Below are 15,413 nucleotides of genomic sequence, written 5' to 3'. Positions count from 1 at the left end.
GCAGCGTCTCAGGCGGAGAGTCCACGCCCGTCTCCGCAGGACCTCTGCCGCCCCGGAGCAAGGCACCGCCGGGGTGAGGTCCGGCATCCGCAGAAGGGCTTGGGGTGCGAGACGGGTCCGCCACTCGGGCGCATGGTGTTCCGGCCGGGTCCGCGGCCGAACGCCCCCGTGCGGCCCGGCGGTGCGGGGCCGCACGGGGGCGCGGGTGTGCGGGCCGGGGTGCGGTGCGGTCAGTGGTCCGCGCAACAGGGCGTGGGGTCCGGGGACTCGAAGGGGACGAGGACGCCGCCCCTCGCCGGTGTGGCGGCGAGGAGGAGCTCTCCCTGCTGCCACTGCGGGCGGACGTGGTCCCGTGTCACCATCCGGGTCCCGGGGTCGGGCGGGCCCGGTGCGCCGAGGACGGTCACCCGGCTGATCGCGGACCCCGCGATCAGTTCCGCGACCGTCGTCGTGCCGGTGAGCGCCGACGCCCCCGGGTAGACCACGGCCCGGCCGAACGCGTCGGGCAGGCCGGCCGACAGCTCTCCGTGCCCGTCCGCCTCGAGCCGCTCCCACGTGGTGCGCAGGTACGGATCCGAGGGCAGGGACAGGGAGACGGCGACGCGCGGGCGGTCTCCGCGCACCAGGTGCGTACAGCCGAACGTCCCCTCGGGCAGGTCCAGTTCGGCTGCCAGCCGCCGGAGGAGGCGGTCGGCGCCCCGCAGGTCCCGGATGTCCGCGTCGACGGTGAGGGCGTGGGCATGGGCGGGGGCGTGGGGCGTCACGCGGGCAGGACCCATACCGGGTTGGAGTAGAACCACAGGTCGCGCCAGGGGTCGGCGTCGCCGACGACGTCGATGGCGGGGCCCGCCGGGTCGACCTCGGCGCCCCTCGCGCCGACGGCGGTCCGGTTGCCGTCGGAGCCGCGCAGCCGGACGTACACCGGGCGGTCGACGCGGCCGAGGTCGTACGTGACGCGGACCGTGCCGGCCGTCCTGCCGATGTCGTACGAGCGGGTGACCTTCGCGGTGGGCGCGGTGAAGGTGTCCTTGTCGGCGACGGGGCCGGTGACGTCGCCCTGGATGACGTCCACGCGGGCCAGCTGGGGTATGAAGCCCGCCCAGTTGGTGCCGCCGGCGAGCGTCACGTCGGCGGTCAGGGTGACCCTGGTGCCCTTGCGCACGTGCAGCGCGCCGCCGAGCGTGGCCCAGCGGCCGCCGCCGGAGACCCGGACGTCGAGGCCGCTGACGAGCCGGCCGTGGTCGACCCAGATGCGGCCGGCGCGGATGCCGTCCATGACGGCGGCGTAGGAGAAGCCGTCGGCGCCGACGTGGGTGCGGCTGTACTGGCCGGGCCAGTAGTCGCCCTGGGTGACGTCGATCTGCCCGTGGTACACGGGATCCGGGTAGCGGCCGTCGGTGGCGAAGTCGCCGCCGGTGCCGCGCGCCCCGGTGTCGGCGTAGACCTGGTGGGAGTCGGAGTTGGCGGTGATCCACCAGGGGCGGCCCTCGGCGAGGAGGCTGTCCCACAGGCCGCCGACGGTGGCGGTCATCCAGTCGAAGCCGCCCCAGGTGCGGTAGCTCTCCAGCGGGTAGCCGGCGAAGGAGTTGGCGCCGGGGCTGTTGTCGTAGATGCCCCGGGCGCGCCCCATGCCGAGGGGCCCCGGCAGACCGGCGGCCTGGTGGCCGGGGGCGCCCTCGAAGCCGACGGCGATCTGGTGGCTCTTCGGGGTGGCGTCGCGCCAGGCGCGGATCTCGTGCGGGGAGTCGACACCGCGCCGCGCCGGGTGGTTGGCGAGCATCAGGGCGTCGTCGATCCTGCGCCGTCTCACCTGCTCGGCGAGGAACTCCAGGCCCGCGACGGCGAGCGCCTCGTTGGCCGGGGTGGAGTCGGAGGTGCCCTTCACGCTGCCGTCGTAGTCGTTCTCGAACTGCTTGAGGACGGCGACCTCGTTGCGTCCGGGGTGGACGAAGACGGTGCCGTGCTCGGCGGCCGGGATGTTCCACTCCAGGCCCTGGAAGACCAGGGTGTCCTTGTGGGCGGCGCGGGCCTCCTTGATGTCCGGGTTCACCTTCTCCACGCCGATCCTGGCGTGCGTCTCGCTGCCGTGGTCGGTGATGACCAGCCAGTCCATGCCGTGCTTGGCGCCCTGGCGGACCTGGTCGACGACGCGGTACTTGCCGTCACTGCTGTACTGGGTGTGGATGTGGTGGTCACCGGCCAGCCACAGGAAGCCCTTGTCCTTGCCCCGGCCGCTGCCGCGGCTGTTCCCGCCGGACCGGGCGGGTGCGGCGGCCGCGGTGCCCGTGGACAGCACGCTGCCGGCCGCGAGGCCCGCGCCGAGCAGCCCGGCCCGGCGCAGGAGGGTGCGGCGCGACTTCTGCTCCGGGGAGAGGGCCTCGTCGGGCACGGAGGTGTCGAAGGCGGCGGGCAGTGGCGCCGTCGCCTCGTGCCGGTGGTCGTCCCCGTGGTGGTGGGGGTGGTGGCCGTGCGCGTGACCGTGCTCGTGTGTGTGCCCGTGTCCCATGTGCGTGCCTCCTGGATGCCACCGGTGGGGGCGGCTGCCTTCCGCGGCGCGATCACGCCGCGTGTGGAGGATGGGGGCACCGCGTGAACGTCGTACGACATGGGGGTGATCGGCACATGCCCCTGGTGCGGCGGCTCACCGCGCCCGCCCCTCCGGTCGCCCCGGGTCGCGGTCCGGACACCGCGGGCCGCACCTCATGGATGCCGTGGGGCGCAGGGCGTTTTCCGTGCCCCGCGCCGAAGATGCGGTGCCGCGCACCGGCACGAGGCAGGCGGCAGGCATCCCGGTCACGCGCCTCGTCATCATTGCCGTCACCACCGCCGTCACGGGCTGCCGTCACGCATCGGGCGGTCGTGCCGGGTGTGAGACGGCGAAAACAGCGGTACGGACGTTGAGTCGGAGCCGTTTCCCTAAAATGGAACGCACGCGGATGTCCTATGCCGCCCAGCGGGAGGGGGATGAAGCACGCCTTGTCCCCACAGCAGCTCGGCCGCGGTCCGTTGCGGCCCACTCCCCCGGATGGTCCCACCCCTTCCGGCCCGGACGACGGGACATCCCGGCCGATCCGGTCCGTGGGCCCGCTGGGCGGACTCGGCTGCGCGGCGGCCGGATACGCCGTGTTCCAGTTCCTGTTCGAGGTGTTGCCCGCCTCCGTCGGCGGGGAGGCCGCGAAGTACCTGATCGCCTCGGTGGGCGGCCTCGGCACCGCGCTCTCCGCATGGTTCACGGCGGCCCTGCTGCGGGCCCGCGCGACAGCACCGGCGCCGCGACCGCTGCCACAGCCCACGCCCGGAACCGTTCCCCCGGCCGGCGGCCACGCCCCCGGCCCGCTTCCGCAGCTCTTCGCGGCCACCTACGACACGCTCGTCGGCGAGGTGTCGGTCGTCGACGATCCGGAGCGCGGGCGGCTCGTCGGCTGGTCGCACTCGCTGGGCGAGAGCTCCCCGTCCCGCCCCACCTCGGTCGGGACGGCGTACGGGCTGCAGACCATGCTGGATCTGGGAACGACCGACGGGCGCCTCTCCACGGGCGAACTCGCCGACACGCTCTGGCGGTTGCGGCTTCCCGGCGGCGGCTGGTCGGCCCGGTCGCAGGGCGCGCGGGCGCGTCCCGAGGTGACCGCGCTGGTGCTGGGCGCGCTGGCCCGCGCGGGGGCGTCCCGGGGCGGCCGGCTGGCGCGCGAGGTGGACCTCTGCACGGCGGCCTTCACCCAGGACGCCGACCGCGCGGGACGCGAGTCGACCCACGTGATGACGACGGTGCTGCGCGGGCTGCTGCGCGCCGCGCCCGAGTGCGACGCCCTGCCGGTACTGCGGGAGGCGCTCGTCGAGGGGGCGGTGAGCGATCCGCACCGGGACCGTCTGCGCTGCTGGGGCTACCGGCTCGACTCGCCGCACGGACGCCCGTCAGCGGTGCACACCGCGCAGGCGGTGCTCGCGCTCGACCGTGCAGCACGCGTCCTGGGCGAGAGCCCGGAGGTGCGGGCCGCCCGTGAGGACGGCGTGCGCTGGCTGCTGTCCTGCCCCGACGCACCGCACCACGTCTGCCGGGACCTGGAGAACAGCCGGGAGGAGGTCCGCCGTCCCCGCCCCGACGACCCGGCGCGCCACGAGGTGCTGAACGTACGGCTCTTCACCGCGTCCTGGGTCGTGCGCGCCCTGCTGTGCGGGGGCTCGCTGGAGGTGGCCCGGCGGGACGGCCGGGAGGAGACCTGGCGGGAGCTGCTGGACGGCGCGGCCGCCTGTGTACGGGCCGGGCAGCGGGACGGCATCTGGACCTGGGGGCGGGGCGAGAGCACGGAGCTGCGGTGCCCCATGTGGATGACGTATCAAGGTGTGTCGGCACTGCGCGCACACGCGGTGTGGACGTACCGACCGGACGAAGCGGCTCCCGCGCGTTGACCCGTAAAACGGGTTCGCGCGCCGAGTGGGAGCCGGAAGGGCGGAGTGTGCATGGGTGGTCGACAGGTCCTGGCGGCACGGCGGTTACTGGCCGAATCCCTGGACGGTGCGTTGCCCGAGCGGGACCAGGTGGCCGCGGCCTACGCGGTCGTCGACGAACTCGGTTCGCCGGAGCGCCTGTGGGAGCTGGTCGCCGAACTCGCCTGCGGCGAGGGCGATCCCGGGGCGGCGGCCCTGCTGTCGTACCGGCACGTCCTCGGCTTCGACAAACTGCTGCTGGTCGACGCCGGACCACAGCACATGCTGCGCGCCCACGTGTGGCACGCGGGTGCGGGCGGCACGGGCCGGGAGGACATCCACAACCATCGCTCGGTGCTGGCCTCACATGTCGTGCGGGGCCGGCTGTGGACGGAGTTGTACGAGGAAGTGCCCGAAGGGCGGGACGCGGGGCGGGCCGGGGCTGGGGGCGGCTCCCTCGCGGCGGCCCGCTTCGAGGAGTCGCTGGCCGAGGGATCGGCGGACTGGCTGCTGGAACCGGCGGGTCCGGCGCGGCTGCGGCTGACGCATCTGGGCCGGTACGCGGCGGGCACCACGTACGCCCTGCCGGCGCACACCCTGCACCGGGCCTGGTGCGACACGGAGGGGCCGACGGTGACCCTGTTCCTCGAGACGGGCGGTGCGAGGCGCCGGCACACCGATGTGTTCACCCCGGGCGGCCCGCACGCGGGCGCGGTCCCGAAGGCGCCGATGAACGTACCGGGCTATCTGGAGTCTCTCGGCTTCCTGGCGGACCTGCTCAGGAGGCCGTGAGCGCCTGCCGGACGATGTCCAGGTTGTAGGCGTCGATGTCGACGCCGGTCAGTTCGGACGGGCGGAGCCAGGCGTGGTCCTGGTCCGGACTGGGCAGCACGACGTCCCGGGACAGCGGGCGGACCAGGAAGTTCTCCTGCCAGTTCTTGACCTCGTGCCCGGCGTACTCGCTCAGGAAGGACGATTCGCCGACCTTGCGCACGATCTCACCGAGCAGGCCGGTCTCTTCCTTGAGCTCGCGCAGCGCACCGTCCGGGGCGCTCTCACCCGGTTCGAGCTTGCCGCACGGGACGCCCCACACCCGGGGCAGGAATCTCTCGTGCTCACTGCGGCGCACCAGAAGCACGCGCCCCTCGTCATCCGTCACGACCGCTGCCGCCAGCCGTTTGTCGCCGGGGATGTCCATGCCCATGGTTCCTCGGTCCCTCGGTCTCTCGCCGGAGATGAGTACAAGGGTTCTGATACCCGCGAAAGCGTCAACCGTACCAGGGCCCTTCGGGGGATGCAGTGGCGTCGGCCACGCCCCGTACGGAGTCCCTGCTCAGCGCCTGGATCTCCGCGTAGGCCGGTGCGGTGCCGGTGGGCGCGCGTCCTTCCCGGACGTCGGTCGCGGCCTCCACCGCGGCACCCAGCGCCCGCCGGTACAGCAGGGATCCGAGGCTGATCCGGCGCACGCCGAGACCGGCGAGCTGCGGGACGGAGGGGCCGGTGGGCGAGTAGAGGACGTTGAGCGGCACGTCGAGCCGGCGCACCAGGCCGGCGATCTCGCGGGGATCGGTGAGACCGGGCACGAACACGCCGTGGGCACCGGCCTGTCGATAGGCGTCGAGCCGACGGAAGGTGTCCTCCCGCCTGGTGCCGTCGCCCGTGTCGGGACCGGCGGCCCAGTAGGTGTCGGTGCGGGCGTTGACGAAGAGTCCGGGGGCCGCCGCCCGCACCGCGGCGATCTTCGCGGCGGCCACCGCGCCTGCGACGAAAGCCCCGGCCGGCCCTCTCCGACGCGTACTCATGCCCCGTGTGTCCACTGCTGGTTGTTCCCCCCGTTGCAGGTGTACGTGACGAGGGCGGCCGAGTTGGCGGTCGCGCCGCCGGACACGTCGAGGCATTCGCCGGTCGCCCGGGACACGAGGGACACATAGGAGCCGGTGGTGGAGAGCGACCACTGCTGGGCGGTGGCCGCAGTGGAGGCGGAGCAATTCTCCTGCGTGACGGTGCTCGCGTTCTCCTGGAGGCACAACGAACTGTTGCGCACGACGAGTTGGTGGTATCCGTTGCCGACCGGCTTGAACCAGAACCGCTGGTTGCCGCCGCCGTTACAGTCGTACTGCTTGATCTGGGCGCCCTGCCACAGCGACTGGCTCGTCACGTCGGCGCACTTCCCGCTGTGCCGGGCGATGAGCGTCTGGTACGTGGCGGAGGTCCCGGTGACCGTTCCGGCAGCCGTGTCGACGGTGATCTCGGGCGACCAGGACAGGGACATCGAGGTGGAGGACGGGAAGGTCAACGGCAGCCACACGTACCGGGAGTCGTTGACCCTGCCGCCGAAGGAGTCGCCCCAGCGGTCCCCGAGGTACAGGTACGAGGTGCCCGAGGATCCCTGCACCGGTAGAACGTATGCGGTCTGCGATCCGAACGCGGTCGCATCCCCCACATTACGCATCGCCGACCAAGGGCCGGCGAGGCTGGTGGCGGTGGCGTACTGCTGCTGGTTGGGGTTCCAGCCGGTGGCGCCGGAGGTCAGCATGAAGTACACGCCGCCCCGCTTGAACAGGACCGGCGCCTCACGGTGGCCGCCGGGCCACGGGTTGGCCACCAGGCTCGCGATGCCGGTGTGGTCGGCGGTCAGCCGGTAGAGGTGCAGGTCGTAGTTCTCGCGGGCGGCCGAGACCATGTAGCCGGTGCCGTCGGTGTCGGTGAAGACGGTGAGGTCGCGGGACATGTGCTGTCCCAGCGGGCGGAAGCTGCCCCGCCACTCGTAGTCGCCGTCCACGGTGTCGGAGACGGCGACGGCGGCGCGGGCCTCGCTGTAGTCGGAGCCGTTCTCCTTGTGCATCCACCTTTCTTGTCGGGCAGGGTGCCCGGTCCTTCGGGGCCGGGGTGAATGCCCGGTCCCGCGGAGCGGGGCAGAGGTGGCCGCAACGTCTCCAGGGCGATGCGGCGTTCCGGGGGTGGTGGCGGTGGGTTTGACTTCAAGGTAGGTGTGGCATGCGCGGCTGCGGGTGGTGGAGTCGGTCGCTCGTTCGGGTGAGCAGGGCCGGATACGAAGAGGCGAGCGAGTGGCGGGGCTAGGTTGGGCGGCATGTCACGTTTCCGGATGTACCCGACGGGTGAGCAGGCGGGCGTCATGCTCGGGCACTGCGCGCACGCCCGGTACGTGTGGAACCTGGCCGTTGAGCAGCACGCGTACTGGAAACCGGGGCGCAGGTCCGCTCCCGGGTTCGCCGAGCAGTGCCGCCAGCTCACCGAGGCCCGGCGGGACAACGACTGGCTGCGTGCCGGGAACGCGGATGTGCAGCAGCAGGCGCTGAAGGACTTCGCCAAGGCTAAGAACGCCCGGTTCGCTTCCGGGTTCGGTGAGCCGACCTGGCGCAGGAAGCATGTGCACGAGGGCTTCCGCGTGATCGGCACCGACCGGGTCCCGGAGTCCCATCCGGACGGCACCCCGAAGCTGAACTCCCAGGGCAGGCAGGTCATGGGCCGCTCGGTGGTGGTGCAGAGGCTGAATCGGCGGTGGGCGCGGGTGAAGGTGCCCGGCTGCGGCTGGGTCCGCTTCCGCCTCACCCGCACCGAACTGCCGGTGGCGAAGACCTTTCGGGTCACCTTCCGCAACCAGCAGTGGCACATCGCCTTCGCGATCATCCCCGACCCCATCGAGGCGCCCGGCACGGACACGATCGTCGGTATCGACCGGGGCGTGACGATCACCGCCGCCCTCTCCGACGGACAAAAGCTGAACTGCCCGCAGCTCACCACCCGCGAGCGGGCCCGGGTCCGCAAGCACCAGCGCAGAGCGACCCGCGCTCCCAGGGGCAGCGAGGCCAAGGCCGCCGAGTACGCGAAGGTGGCCGGGCTCAAGGCCCGGGAGGCGGCCCGGCGCAAGGACTGGTGCGAGAAGACCTCCACCATGCTCGCCCGCACCTACCGTCTGATCCGGTTCGAGAAGCTGAACATCACGACCATGACCCGCTCGGCGAAGGGGACCATCGAACACCCCGGTACACGGGTGAGGCAGAAGGCCGGACTGAACCGGGCGATCCTCGCCCAGGGCTGGGGCCTGCTGCGCCGCCGGACCGGGGAGAAGGCTCCCGGGCGGGTGGAGGACGTCCCCGCCCCCTACACCTCGCTGCGGTGCAGCGCCTGCGGATGGATCGAGAAGAACTCGCGCAAGAACCAAGCCGAGTTCGTCTGCGCGTCCTGCGGGTTCAGTTGCCACGCGGATGAGAACGCAGCGGTCAACGTCGCGGCAGGACAGGGCGGGATCCCTCGCCCCCGGCGTGCAGCCGGTGCCGGAGGGGTGACAGCGGCCACCGGCCGCTCGAGCACCCGTGAACCTCGACCCACCCGGGTCGGAATCCCCCTCTTTTAAGAGGAGGAGGATGTCAAATCACGAACGTGCCGGTGGCCGCGTTGTACATGACCTTGGGCCGCTCGATGTTGGCGGTGGCGAGTTCCGGGTCGCTGGCCTCGGTGAGGACGTGGTTGCGGAACTCCCAGTTCTTCAGGTCGGCCGAACGGTAGGCGTCGACGTACCGGAAGGTGTTGTCGTCGTTGCGGTGCTCACCGAACCAGTAGTAGTACGCGCCGACCTTGATGATCCCGCCGCCGTGGGCGTGCACGGGATTCCCGGTGACATCGGTGAACCGGACGCCGTTGCCGATCGTCTGCGGTGCGGCCTGCGCGGGCCCGGCGGTGACGAGGGCGCCGGCGAGGGCGAGGCAGAAGGCGAGCAGAACCGCGTACAGGCGTCTCATGTCACGCCCCCGTGCCACTGGTCGTTCCGGTTCCGTCGGCCACGGGAATGCCGAAGTCCGGGGTGCCGTCCGGTTTCCAGCCAAGGGTCTGGACGCGGGTGTGGCGGTTCGGGTCGTTGAGCGGGTCCCCGCTGATCTCCTTGTACTGCCGGGCGTGGTAGACGAGGACGTCGCTGCGGCCGTCCTCGGCGACGGTGAAGCAGCTGTGCCCGGGACCGTACTGCCGGGTCGTGTCGTTGCTGGTGAAGACGGGGACGGGCGACTTGGACCAGCTCGCGGTGTCCATGAGGTCGCTGTCGGCGGGGGCGGTCAGCAGACCCATGCAGTAGTTGGCGTCGGTGGCGCTGGCCGAGTACGTCATGAAGACCCGGCCGTGGCGCTGGATCACGTACGGCCCCTCGTTGACCCTGAAGCCGATGCGCTCCCAGGCGTACTCCGGTGTGGAGAGCCGTATTTGGGGCCCGGTCAGGGTCCAGGGGTCGGCCATCTCGGAGAGCCAGACGGCGGTGTTGTTGTCCATGCCGGGCTCGTGCTGCGCCCAGGCGAGGTAGCGGGTGCCGCGGTGGGTGAAGGTGGTGGCGTCCAGGGAGAAGGTCTCCCAGGCGGTCCTGATCCGCCCCTTCTCGACCCAGGTGCCCCGGAGGGGGTCGGGGTGGGCGTTCTCCAGCACCCAGATGCGGATGGCCCACACGTCCTCGGCGGGCGCGGCGGCGAAGTAGACGTACCACTTGCCGGCGACCCGGTGCATCTCCGGCGCCCAGATGTGGGCGCCCATGTCACCGGTGGGGTGCGCCCGCCAGATCACGGACTCGGCGGCGCTTCCGAGCCCGTTCAGGGTGCGGGAGCGGCGCAGGATGATCCGGTCGTACTCGGGCGCGGTGGCGGTGAAGTAGTAGAAGCCGTCGGTGTGCCGGGTGATGTGCGGGTCGGCGCGGTTGCGGACGAGCGGGTTCGTGTAGAGGGCCGCCGCCTTCGGCCCGTCGGCGGGGGCGGCGGAATCGGCGGGGGCGGCCGCGTGGGCCACCGCGGGGGCGGTGGCGGCCAGGGCGCTTGCGGCGAGGGCGCCCTTCAGTAACAGCCTGCGGGCGGGGGGTGGTGACGAGCGGGGCGGGTCGGGCAGGTCGTCGGCGGCGCGGCTCATGCGGTCTGCCTCTCACGGTGGGAGGGTGCTCGCGATCACGGAATGGTTCGATATTGCGAACGACATCTGGTATGGCGAACGCCGACAAGGTAAAGGTGTGTCACGGACAGGTCAACGGGCCGGGCGGGACGAAGTCGTCCCGCCCGCTCCCACCAAGGCTCGTTACCCCCACCGGGGCCCGCCCCTACGCAGCCCGAGGGACGAAGCGGTGCATCACGTCGCCTTCGGGCTGAACGATGCCGTATCTGCCCTCGGGGACCTCGTTCCAGGCGCCGGGCAGCTCCCCGAGCGGCTCCGACACGATGAGGCGGGTCTCGTCGGAGACCTCACGCAGGAACGCCACGTCCGGATGGAGGGAGCGCAGCGTCTCCACACGGGTGCTGTAGAAGAGCGAACGGGACGCCTTCCGGGTCGAGTAGCGGAACGCCCACAGCCGTTGGCCGTCGGTCACCGCGACCGTCATCTGCAGCGGGAACTCCACACCGTGCTCCCGCCCGACCCGCTCCACCAGGCCCGCCATCCGCGCGACCGCGCCCGGCGGGTCCCGCTCCAGGCCGAAGGTGAGCGCCAGGTAGAACATCAGCTCGGAATCCGTAGACCCCTCGATGGAGAGGAAGAGCTCCGGATCGACGGCCAGGGCGAGGTCGCGCCGGGTGCGGTCGAAGCTCTCGATCGCGCCGTTGTGCATCCAGATCCAGCGGCCGTGACGGAACGGGTGGCAGTTGGTCTCCTGCACCGACGAGCCGGTCGACGCCCGGATATGGGCGAAGAACAGGGGCGAGCGGACATGGTCGGCGATCTCCCGCAGATTGCGGTTGCTCCAGGCCGGACCGATCGCCCGGACGATTGCCGGGGTGTCGGTGTGGGACCCGTACCACCCCACCCCGAACCCGTCGCCGTTGGTCGTCTCGACGCCCAGTTTGGAGTGCAGGCTCTGATCGATCAGCGAGTGCTTCGGCCGGTAGAGGATGCTGCCGAGCAGGATGGGGGTGCCCGAGTAGGCGAGCCACCGGCACATCGTCCACCGCCTTCCCGACCGCGGGCCGTCTCCCTTCAGGATCCCAGCCCTCCCGCACAGGCGCGCTGCGAGAGCCATGAGAGCTGCGAGGCAGGTGGGCGAGCGGCAGGCCCCGGCCCACGGTTCGGCTACCGTCGTCGGTATGAGCGGTACCCCGTCCCTCACCGACGCCCTCGCGGGGGGCACGGTCGTCCTCGACGGCGGCATGTCCAACCAGCTGGCGGCAGCCGGGCACGACCTGAGCGACGAGCTGTGGTCGGCGCGGCTGCTCGCCGAGGACCCCGGGGCGATCGCCGAGGCGCACCTCGCCTACTTCGAGGCGGGCGCGGACGTGGCGATCACCGCCAGCTACCAGGCCACTTTCGAAGGCTTCGCGCGACGCGGCATCGACCACGACCGGGCCGCCGCCCTGCTCGCCCTGAGCGTCGAGTCGGCCCGCACGGCAGCCCGGCGAGCCGGGGCGGCCCGCCCTCTGTGGGTGGCGGCGTCCGTCGGCCCGTACGGTGCGATGCTCGCGGACGGCTCCGAGTACCGGGGCCGGTACGGCCTGACCGTGGCCGAGCTGGAGCGCTTCCACCGCCCCCGCATGGAGGCCCTGGCCGCCGCGGAGCCCGACGCCCTCGCCCTGGAGACGATCCCGGACACCGACGAGGCCGAGGCCCTGCTGCGGATCCTGCCCGGCCTCGGCATCCCGGCCTGGCTGTCCTACTCGGCGACGGGCGACCGCACCCGCGCGGACCAGCCTCTGTCCGACGCCTTCGCGCTCGCCGCCGAGGTGGACGAGGTCATCGCGGTCGGCGTGAACTGCTGCGCCCCGGAGGACGCAGACCACTCGGTCGCCCTCGCGGCCCGTGTCACCGGCAAACCGGTCGTGGTCTACCCCAACAGCGGCGAGACCTGGGACGCCGGGGCACGCGCGTGGACGGGCCCCGCCACGTTCACCGCCGAGCAGGTCACGGGGTGGCGCGCGTCCGGGGCTCGGCTGATCGGTGGCTGCTGCCGGGTGGGTCCGAAGACGATCTCGGCGCTCGCCGCGACGCTACGACGCCCGGCGTAGCGAACTCGCACCAGACGGCTTTCCCGGGGTCCCGCTCTCCCACTCCCCATTTGTCCGCCAGCTCACTCACGAGCAGCAGCCCGCGCCCGCTCTCCCCCGGCTCCGACATGTCCCCGGCCTCCGGTACGGCCGGCACACCGCCCCCGCTGTCATGCACCTCGACCCGCACACCACGGTCACCGGCGCCCTCGCCGTACGGCACCATCCGCAGCAGAAAGCCACGGCCCGGCGGCACACCGTGTACCAGCGCGTTGGTGGCGAGTTCGCCGACGCACAGCAGCACATCGTCCTCGCGCCCGCGCATGCCCCACTCCGCAAGCACCCGGCACGCGAACGCCCGCGCGTCGGGCACGGACCGACGCTCACGCCGAAAGAACCGCTCAAGCGGGAGGGAAGCTTGCGACAAGGGTGAAGTTTCCTGATTCACAGGACGAGAGTCACGCTCCGTACCCATCCTGAAACAGTCCGCGCACCCGTACGTCCTGCATGTACGCCTGCGCGACAGTGAACGTACACGCGCGGGTGGGGAGTTCGACCCTATGAGCACCACGGCAAGACCACGGTCCCGGTCACGCAGGAACGCGTCCGCGATGAAGATGGTGGGAGCCCTGCTCGCCACCTTCCGCGAAGCGGCGGGCCACACACAGCGCTCCCTGGGCGAACACTTCGTCGTCAGCGAGCAGCAGATCGCGTCGATCGAACAGGGCAGACGCCCCCTGAAGCCGGACCTCGCAGACCAACTGGACGACCTCCTGGACACCAAGGGCGCGTTGACGGCTGCGCTGGCTCACATGCCGGAGGTGGACCTGGTGCCGCTGTGGGCGGAGGAATTCCTGGATAGGGAGCGGGAAGCCATCGCCATCTCCTCCTACGAGAATCAGGTGGTGCCGGGCCTGCTTCAGACGGAGGCGTACGCACGAGCGGTCTTCCGTAGCCGCGTACCGGTGTATGACGAGGAACAGATCTCGCAGTTGATCACGGCACGCATCAAGCGTCAGCAAATCCTGCAGGAAAAGGAGCCGCCTATCACGTGTTTCGTGGTCTGGAAGCCTGTGCTTCAGGCCCCGTTCGGCGGGAGAACAGTCTGGGCCGAGCAGCTGAGTCACCTGCGTGAATGCTCTGAATTCCCTGGGCTCATGCTTCAGGTCTTGCCACTGGAGCGCACCTCTCATGCCTCCCTCGACGGCCCATTCGTCCTGCTGGAGACACCAGAGCATCAGCGGCTCGCGTACACCGAGAATCAGCGCGGCAGCCAACTCATCGCTGACCCGCACGAGGTGGCGATCCTGACGCAGAAATGTGCGATGCTGCGGTCACAGGCCCTCACCCCCGAGGACACAAGGGACCTACTGGACCGTCTCCTGGGAGAGCAATGAGCAGCACCGCACTTCGATGGTTCAAGTCGAGCTACAGCGGCAGTGAAGGCGGCAACTGCATCGAAGTCGCCTACACCTGGCACAAGTCCACTCACAGCGGCAGCGAAGGCGGGCAATGCCTCGAAGTAGCCGCCCACCCCACCGCCATCCACATCCGCGACTCCAAGACCCCGGACGCACCCCACCTCACCGTCACCCCGGAAACCTGGACCGCGTTCTTGCCCGTACCGTCGGAGCACACCAGCACGGCGTAGGCATAGGCGTAGCGCCGGCCCCTCACCTGCCGCGGTCAGGGCCTTCCCGGCTGGCCATGATGTCCGTTTCGCTCTTCGGCATGCTCTTGAAGACGATCGCGCCAGGGTGGAAGACACCACTGCCCCGATCGAACATGTCCTCACCGACCAGATACCGGTAGAGCCACTCGGAGAACGACATACGGTGCTCGCAGTACAGCGCCTCGTCGCCGCCGCAGGCAAACAGCCGCCATTCCCCCGCACCCGTCTCGACCGCACCTCGGCCCCTGGGGCAGTGTTCGAGATGTGCGGTCACAGTCCGCTCAGTCCGCCGGCTGCTTATCCTTGTGGCCATGACTGCCCAGCCTCCGGAGCCCTCTCCGCGCCCTGTTCCCTCAGGAGAGCTCCGCGCCTCTCACGACGACCGGGAAGCAGTGGTGGAGCAGCTGCGCGATGCGGCAGCCGAGGGACGGATCGATCTCGACGAGCTGGATTCGCGCCTGGAGCAGGCGCTGAAGTCCAAGACGTACGCCGAGTTGGCCGTCCTGACCGCCGACTTGCCGAGGCTGGATTCCTCTGGGAGCCTGCCGCCGCTGGTCCTCAAGGGCGGCATGTACGGCGCGTCTCGAGGCCCCGGGCGCTGGGAGGTTCCCGGGCACGTGATCGCTCACGGAGGCTTGGGGGGTGTGAAGCTTGACTTCACCCGGGCCGAGTGCCGCCTCACGGAGGTCGCGGTGGAGGCGTACGGGGAGACATCCGGTGTCACGATCGTCATCCCCGACGGCTGGGCCGCGGACACCAGCGGCATGGATCCCGGCGTCGGCGGCTTGAGGGACAAGACCACTCCCGACCGGCTCCCGGGAACTCCGCTGATCCGGCTCACCGGGTCCGGCGGCATGGCGGGAGTGGTCATCCGCCACCCCAACCGTTGGGAACGGCGCAAGCTGGACGGCAACCCGACGCGGGGCTAGGGCGCGTGCCGAGGTGCTGATCAAGATCTGAAACGATCTTGGAATGGCTCGTGGCGACCTGACGGGCGAACAGTGGGTGCGGTGGGAAAGGCTGTTGCCGCCGATACCGACGATGGGGCGACCGTCACGGGATCGGCGGCAGGTCTTCGACGGAATGGTGGCGTACTCGCACGGGCTCGCCGTGGCGGGACATACCTGAGCGGTCCCGTCCGTGGGAGACCGCATACACGCTCTTCCGCCGCCGGCAGATCGACGGCACCTGGGCCGGCGTCCTGAAGTAGTCGCAGGTCGAGGCCGATACTGCCGGTCACTTCGCGTGGAAGGTATCGGTCGATTCCACGATCTGCCGGGCCCACCAGCACACCGCCGGGCGAGGAGAGGGAGGGCCGCCGTACCGCGTACCGCCCGCCCGTCCCGGGCGCCGCCGTC

General features: G+C 71.2%; 15 protein-coding genes and 3 pseudogenes. 8 read left to right on the top strand and 10 right to left on the bottom strand.

Going from position 1 to position 15,413, the window contains the following annotated elements; translation table 11 throughout:
- Positions 1 to 230: 230 nt before the first annotated feature.
- Positions 231 to 764: a hypothetical protein gene (locus tag OHB56_RS34225; protein WP_406357583.1), complete on the bottom strand. Its 534-nt coding sequence runs from the start codon at positions 762 to 764 to the stop codon at positions 231 to 233.
- Positions 761 to 2,506, bottom strand: coding sequence for a PHP domain-containing protein (locus tag OHB56_RS34220; protein ID WP_406357581.1), 1,746 nt, complete (start codon positions 2,504 to 2,506; stop codon positions 761 to 763). The genes OHB56_RS34225 and OHB56_RS34220 overlap by 4 nt, the downstream gene beginning before the upstream one ends.
- A 458-nt stretch (positions 2,507 to 2,964) precedes the next feature.
- On the opposite strand from OHB56_RS34220, the gene OHB56_RS34215 reads away from it, so the two are divergent.
- Positions 2,965 to 4,407, top strand: a complete 1,443-nt coding sequence (locus OHB56_RS34215; RefSeq protein WP_406357579.1) for a hypothetical protein — start codon at positions 2,965 to 2,967, stop codon at positions 4,405 to 4,407.
- A gap of 51 nt (positions 4,408 to 4,458) precedes the next feature.
- On the top strand, positions 4,459 to 5,217 hold the full coding sequence (locus OHB56_RS34210) for a hypothetical protein (RefSeq protein WP_406357577.1): 759 nt from the start codon (positions 4,459 to 4,461) through the stop codon (positions 5,215 to 5,217).
- On the opposite strand, the gene OHB56_RS34205 is transcribed toward OHB56_RS34210, so the two are convergent.
- The 3 genes and pseudogenes from OHB56_RS34205 to OHB56_RS34195 all read right to left on the bottom strand — a co-directional run.
- Positions 5,204 to 5,623, bottom strand: a complete 420-nt coding sequence (locus tag OHB56_RS34205) for an NUDIX hydrolase (protein ID WP_406357575.1) — start codon at positions 5,621 to 5,623, stop codon at positions 5,204 to 5,206. The two genes, OHB56_RS34210 and OHB56_RS34205, sit on opposite strands and share 14 nt — an antisense overlap.
- Before the next feature lie 70 nt (positions 5,624 to 5,693).
- A pseudogene (locus OHB56_RS34200) lies at positions 5,694 to 6,182 on the bottom strand (isocitrate lyase/phosphoenolpyruvate mutase family protein); the annotation flags it as partial.
- Between the two features lie 41 nt (positions 6,183 to 6,223).
- Positions 6,224 to 7,276, bottom strand: a pseudogene (locus tag OHB56_RS34195) (RICIN domain-containing protein); the annotation flags it as partial.
- A 240-nt stretch (positions 7,277 to 7,516) separates the two neighbouring features.
- On the opposite strand from OHB56_RS34195, the gene OHB56_RS34190 reads away from it, so the two are divergent.
- Positions 7,517 to 8,803 carry an RNA-guided endonuclease InsQ/TnpB family protein gene (locus OHB56_RS34190; protein WP_406357573.1) on the top strand — a complete coding sequence of 429 codons (1,287 nt, stop codon included), beginning with the start codon at positions 7,517 to 7,519 and terminating at the stop codon, positions 8,801 to 8,803.
- A 16-nt stretch (positions 8,804 to 8,819) separates the two neighbouring features.
- Here the strand turns inward: OHB56_RS34190 and OHB56_RS34185 are convergent.
- From OHB56_RS34185 to OHB56_RS34175, 3 genes and pseudogenes are all read right to left on the bottom strand, one after another.
- Positions 8,820 to 9,188 (bottom strand): annotated as a pseudogene (locus OHB56_RS34185) (beta-xylosidase); the annotation flags it as partial.
- Between the two features lies 1 nt (position 9,189).
- Positions 9,190 to 10,329 (bottom strand): family 43 glycosylhydrolase, encoded by a 1,140-nt coding sequence (locus tag OHB56_RS34180; protein ID WP_406357571.1) that lies wholly within the window; start codon positions 10,327 to 10,329, stop codon positions 9,190 to 9,192.
- Between the two features lie 184 nt (positions 10,330 to 10,513).
- Positions 10,514 to 11,347: a class II glutamine amidotransferase gene (locus OHB56_RS34175; protein WP_406357569.1), complete on the bottom strand. Its 834-nt coding sequence runs from the start codon at positions 11,345 to 11,347 to the stop codon at positions 10,514 to 10,516.
- A gap of 142 nt (positions 11,348 to 11,489) precedes the next feature.
- Here OHB56_RS34175 and mmuM point away from each other — a divergent pair, with 142 nt between their 5' ends.
- Entirely contained in the window at positions 11,490 to 12,404 is a 915-nt protein-coding gene (gene mmuM / locus OHB56_RS34170; RefSeq protein ID WP_406357567.1) for a homocysteine S-methyltransferase, read from the top strand.
- On the opposite strand, the gene OHB56_RS34165 is transcribed toward mmuM, so the two are convergent.
- Positions 12,301 to 12,756 (bottom strand): ATP-binding protein, encoded by a 456-nt coding sequence (locus OHB56_RS34165; protein WP_406357565.1) that lies wholly within the window; start codon positions 12,754 to 12,756, stop codon positions 12,301 to 12,303. The genes mmuM and OHB56_RS34165 overlap by 104 nt on opposite strands.
- Positions 12,757 to 12,994: 238 nt before the next feature.
- Between OHB56_RS34165 and OHB56_RS34160 the strand changes: the two genes are divergently transcribed.
- Positions 12,995 to 13,780, top strand: coding sequence for a helix-turn-helix domain-containing protein (locus OHB56_RS34160; RefSeq protein ID WP_406357564.1), 786 nt, complete (start codon positions 12,995 to 12,997; stop codon positions 13,778 to 13,780).
- Positions 13,777 to 14,034 (top strand): DUF397 domain-containing protein, encoded by a 258-nt coding sequence (locus OHB56_RS34155; RefSeq protein WP_406357562.1) that lies wholly within the window; start codon positions 13,777 to 13,779, stop codon positions 14,032 to 14,034. The genes OHB56_RS34160 and OHB56_RS34155 overlap by 4 nt, the downstream gene beginning before the upstream one ends.
- A gap of 22 nt (positions 14,035 to 14,056) precedes the next feature.
- Here OHB56_RS34155 and OHB56_RS34150 read toward each other — a convergent pair whose 3' ends face one another.
- A complete protein-coding gene (locus OHB56_RS34150) occupies positions 14,057 to 14,329 on the bottom strand; it encodes a hypothetical protein (RefSeq protein WP_406357560.1) in 273 nt (90 codons plus the stop codon).
- A gap of 37 nt (positions 14,330 to 14,366) precedes the next feature.
- On the opposite strand from OHB56_RS34150, the gene OHB56_RS34145 reads away from it, so the two are divergent.
- Positions 14,367 to 14,984, top strand: coding sequence for a DUF1707 domain-containing protein (locus tag OHB56_RS34145; RefSeq protein WP_406357558.1), 618 nt, complete (start codon positions 14,367 to 14,369; stop codon positions 14,982 to 14,984).
- Positions 14,985 to 15,115: 131 nt separating this feature from the next.
- On the top strand, positions 15,116 to 15,265 hold the full coding sequence (locus tag OHB56_RS34140; protein WP_406359269.1) for a transposase: 150 nt from the start codon (positions 15,116 to 15,118) through the stop codon (positions 15,263 to 15,265).
- The last annotated feature ends 148 nt before the right edge of the window (positions 15,266 to 15,413 follow it).

Origin of the sequence: Streptomyces sp. NBC_01635 (genome assembly GCF_045209715.1) — a bacterium.
GTDB lineage: Bacteria > Actinomycetota > Actinomycetes > Streptomycetales > Streptomycetaceae > Streptomyces > Streptomyces hirsutus.
Note: the sequence above shows the minus strand (reverse complement) of the source record. Positions and strands in the feature narration are given on the sequence as shown.